5 protein-coding genes are annotated in these 4380 nt (G+C 70.2%); all 5 read right to left on the reverse strand.

Features of this window, described 5'->3' with window-relative positions:
* The coding region (locus tag HMPREF3086_RS10425) for an acyl-CoA dehydrogenase family protein (protein WP_210401861.1) at window positions 1–268 on the reverse strand (268 nt) is incomplete at its 3' end.
* Between the two features lie 18 nt (window positions 269–286).
* On the reverse strand, window positions 287–1456 hold the full coding sequence (locus HMPREF3086_RS10430; RefSeq protein ID WP_070721745.1) for an acyl-CoA dehydrogenase family protein: 1170 nt from the start codon (window positions 1454–1456) through the stop codon (window positions 287–289).
* Window positions 1457–1460: 4 nt separating this feature from the next.
* On the reverse strand, window positions 1461–2408 hold the full coding sequence (locus HMPREF3086_RS10435) for an enoyl-CoA hydratase (protein ID WP_070721747.1): 948 nt from the start codon (window positions 2406–2408) through the stop codon (window positions 1461–1463).
* A gap of 84 nt (window positions 2409–2492) precedes the next feature.
* Window positions 2493–3260 (reverse strand): SDR family NAD(P)-dependent oxidoreductase, encoded by a 768-nt coding sequence (locus tag HMPREF3086_RS10440; RefSeq protein WP_070721749.1) that lies wholly within the window; start codon window positions 3258–3260, stop codon window positions 2493–2495.
* Window positions 3257–4380 (reverse strand): AMP-binding protein (locus tag HMPREF3086_RS10445; RefSeq protein ID WP_070721752.1); only part of this gene is annotated, 1124 nt, incomplete at its 5' end. The genes HMPREF3086_RS10440 and HMPREF3086_RS10445, both read right to left, overlap by 4 nt.

Below are 4380 nucleotides of genomic sequence, written 5' to 3' on the forward strand. Positions count from 1 at the left end.
TCTCCACGACGGGACCCGGCACCGCGTGGCGGCCCAGGACCTCGAGCGCGGCCACGGCCTCGACCGCGGTGGCGCCGGCGCCGCCGGCGGCCTCGTCGATGAGCAGGGCGGCGGCGCCCGTCTCGGCGACGCGGCCCCACACGGCGGTGCCGGGGGCCGTGTCACCGGCGGCCCACGAGCGGATCACGGTGGGCATGTCGGACTTGGCCAGCAGGGAGTCGATGCTGCCGGCGAAGTCGATGATCTCGGGATCGAGTGCGAACTGCATGTTCAGAAAACCGCCTTCTCAGCCGCGCGGGAGGCCGAGGAGTCGCTCGGCGATGATGTTCTTCTGGACCTCGTTGGTGCCCGCGTAGATGGGGCCGGCGAGGGCGAACAGGTAGCCGTCCATCCACTGCTCACCGGCGAGCTCGCCGGCGGTGCCGAGGACGTCCAGGGCGGTCTCGTGGGTCGCGATGTCCCAGTCCGACCAGAAGACCTTGTTGATGGAGGACTCGAAACCGAGGTTGGCGCCTCCGGTGAGTTTCGTGACCGTGTTCCAGGTGCTCAGTTCGTAGGCGCGCGACCCGATCCACGCGTCCACGACGCGGTCCGCCAGGGACCCACGGGTGCGGTCGTCGAGGTCGGCCTCGGCGGTGCCCCACAGGTCGAGCAGCCGGTCGGTCGTGGCGAGGAACCGTCCGGGGGAGCGCAGCGACAGGCCTCGCTCGTTGTTGGCGGTGGACATGGCCACCTTCCAGCCCTGGTTGACCTCGCCGATCACGCCGGACTCGGCGGGGTTCGCCGGGTCGTCGGGCACGAAGACGTTCTCGAGGAACAGTTCGGCGAAGCCGGGCAGCCCGTCGAGCTGGTCGATCGGGCGGACGGTGACCCCCTCGGCCCGCAGGTCGAACATGAAGTAGGTCAGGCCCTTGTGGCGGGGCTCGTCCGGGTCCGTGCGGAACAGGCCGAAGCCCTTGTCGGCGAACGACGCGCGGGTGGACCACACCTTCTGCCCGTTGAGGACCCACCCTCCGTCGACGCGCTTGGCGGTCGAGCGCAGTGACGCCAGGTCGGAGCCGGCCTCGGGCTCGGACCAGGCCTGCGCCCAGATGTCGTCTGCCCGGGCCATGCGCGGCATGATGTGGGCCAGCTGCTCGGGGGAGGCGTGGTCGAACAGGGTCGGGGCCAGCAGGAAGATGCCGTTCTGGCTCACCCGCAGCGGGGCTCCGGCGCGGAAGTACTCCTCCTCGAAGACCACCCAGTTGACCAGCCCGCAGTCGCGGCCGCCGAACTCCTCAGGCCACGACACGACCGACATGCGGGCGTCTGCCATCGTCGCCTCCCACCGGCGGTGGGCCTCGAAGCCCTCGCGGGTGTCCATGTGGGGCAGCGGCTCGGTGGGCACGTTGGCCTCGAGCCACTGCCGCACCTCGAGCCGGAACTCGCGGGTCGATGCGTCCAGATCCAGATCCACGGCGTCAGTCCTTCTTCTCGCCGGTCGGGGCGGCGCCGCCCGTCGAGCCGGTGTTCGCGCTGTCGCGCATCGAGCGCGCGTCCATACCGCCCAGGGAGGCGGAGAACGAGTCGGTGTCGTCCGGCTCGGCGTTGGCGGAGTGCGCGAACATGTGCCAGCCGAACGCGGTGTCCAGGGAGGTCTGCAACCCCATCTGGTCCTCGTTCGAGTTGATGACCTTCTTGGCCAGCGTCAGACCGAACGCCGGCATGGCCTTGATCTCCTCGGCGATCGAGTCGACCTTGGCCTGCAGCTCCTCGCGGGGCACGACGTGGTTGAGCATTCCCCACTCCAGCGCCTCGGCGGCGCCGAACCTACGACCGGTGTAGAGGATCTCCTTGGCGCGGCGCGGGCCCAGCACGAAGGCGTGGGCGAAGTACTCGACGCCGGGGATGCCCATCTTCACCACGGGGTCGGAGAAGAAGGCGTCGTCGGAGGCCACGATGAAGTCGCAGATCCACGCCAGCATGAGCCCGCCGGCGATGCACGCGCCGTGCACCTGGGCGATCATCGGCTTGGGGATCTCCCGCCACCGGCGGCACATCTGGACGTAGACCTCGCTCTCGCGGGCCAGGCGCCGGTCGCCGCCGCCGCGGGTGGTGTGGTCCCACCAGAGCGCTGCGCGGTTGGGGTACTGGACGTGGTGGTCGCGCTCGGGCGTGCCGATGTCGTGGCCCGCCGAGAAGTGCCTGCCGTTGGCCCGCAGGACGATCACCTTGACGGCATCGTCCTCGACGGCCTTGATGAACGCGTTGTCCAGCGAGTACGTCATCACCGAGTTCTGCGCGTTGCGAAAGTCCGGTCGGTTGAGGGTGACGTACGCGGTGCCGTCGGTGACCTCATAGGCCACGGGCTGCGTGTCCGGCCCGAGGTCGTCGACCCCGAGGACCGGGGGGATGGGTGCATCGGTCATGACCTGGGACTCTCCTTACCTAGCAAGTGCTTGGTTGGTAACTGTACCGGACGGGCGCGGCGAGCCGGATTCAGACGGCTCTCGTCACACCCCGTAACCCCCGTCCACGTCGAGCTTCTGGCCCGAGATGAACCCGGCGCGGTCCGACGCCAGGAACGCGACCGCCTCGGCGATGTCGGCGGCCGTACCGAACCGGCGCAGGGGGATGTTGCCGCGTGTGACCTCCAGCGCGCGCTCGTCGAGGTCGCCGGAGGAGATGAGCCGCTCGGCCATCCCGTCGGTGAGCATCCCCGGGCCCACGCAGTTCACGCGCACGCCGAAGCGCCCCTCCTCGGCGGCCAGGCCCCGGACGAGCTGCTCGACCGCGCCCTTGGGGGCGGCCGACAGTCCGTCGCGTACCGGGTAGCGGGTGGTGGCGGCGGTGGTGACGACGACGACGTTGCCCGCCACCACGCGCAGGTGCTCCAGCGCGGGACGCACGATCGCGAAGAACCCGACCGCGTCGTCCTCGAGCTGCCGGCGGAACTCGGACGGCGCGATCCGGGACAGGTGCACCATGGGCACGTGCGGACCGGCGCAGTGGGCCAGTACGCGGATCCCGCCGTGTCGGGAGGCGATCCCGTCGATCACCGAGGCCACCTCGTCGTCGTCGTTCCCGTCGCCGTCACCGTCGGCGTGGCCCGGCGCCAGGCGCACGGCTTCCGCCCCCAGTTCCCGCGCCAGGTCCTCGGGCTCGGTCGAGCGGTAGCCGAGGACCAGGGGCGCGTCGGGGAACTCGTCCGCGAGCCGTCGGGCGACCGCTCCGCCGATCCCACCGGAGGCGCCGGTGACCAGGACGGCGCCGGGACTCATCGCAGCTCGGTCTTGACGATCTTGCCCGAGGCGTTGCGCGGAAGGGAGTCGACGAACGCGACCGTGCGCGGCCGCTTGAAGTTGGCCAGGTGCTCGGAGCAGAAGTCCAGCACGTCCTGCTCGGTGAGGGTCGAGCCCTCGCGGCGGACGATGAACGCCTTGCCGACCTCGCCCATCCGATCGTCCGGGACACCGATCACGGCGGTCTCCACCACTCCGTCCAGGCGCGCCAGGGTCTGCTCGATCTCGGCGGGATAGACGTTGAACCCGCCGTTGATGTACATGTCCTTGAGCCGGTCGGTGATGCGCAGGTTGCCGTCGGCGTCGATCTCGCCGACGTCGCCGGTGTGCAGCCAGCCGTCCGGGTCGATGGTCTTGGCCGTGTTCTCGGGGTCGTCGAGGTAGCCCTGCATGACCATCTCGCCGCGGGTGAGGATCTCGCCGTGCTCGCCGATGCGGATCTCCATGCCCGGGTAGGCGCGGCCGCACGTGGTGGACACCGTGACGTCGTCGTCACCGGTGCGGGCGGTGGTGATGAAGCCCATCGTCTCCGTCTGGCCGTACGCGGTGATCACCGTCTCCAGCCCCAGGTCGGACTGCATCCGCTCGATGAGCACCACCGGCACCACCGAGGCGCCGGTCACCGCCACCCGCAGCGACGACAGGTCGTAGTCGACACGGGTGGGGTCGTCGAGCAGTGTCTGGAAGATCGTCGGTGCCCCGGTGAGGATCGTGACCTTCTCGTCCCGGATCAACCGCATGGTCTCGGTGGTCGAGTAGACGGCCAGGGGGACGATCGTCACGCCGAACAGCACGCACGTCAGGAAGCCGGCCTTATAGCCGAAGCTGTGGAAGAACGGGTTGACGATGAGGTACCCGTCGCGCTCCGTGAGCCCGTTGTTGCCGCCCCACGCGCGCGAACCCGCGACGGTCTGACGGTGCAGGGCCACCACACCCTTGCTCTTGCCGGTGGTACCGGAGGTGAAGAGGATGTCGGCCACGTCGTCCCCGGTCACCGCGTCGGCGCGCGCGTCCCCGGCGGCGAGCAGCTCCTCGGTGGCCAGCGCGCGCAGGTCGTCGAAGTCCACGACGTCGACGCCCCCGGCGGCGCCGGCCCCCG

The sequence above is a fragment of the Dietzia sp. HMSC21D01 genome (genome assembly GCF_001815995.1).
Classification (GTDB): Bacteria; Actinomycetota; Actinomycetes; order Mycobacteriales; family Mycobacteriaceae; genus Dietzia; species Dietzia cinnamea.

What these genes read in the sequence shown, in the direction of transcription:
- HMPREF3086_RS10440 (WP_070721749.1), bottom strand. Translation starts at nt 3,260, where the DNA reads ATGAGTCCCGGCGCCGTCCTGGTCACCGGCGCCTCCGGTGGGATCGGC.
- HMPREF3086_RS10435 (WP_070721747.1), bottom strand. Translation starts at nt 2,408, where the DNA reads ATGACCGATGCACCCATCCCCCCGGTCCTCGGGGTCGACGACCTCGGG.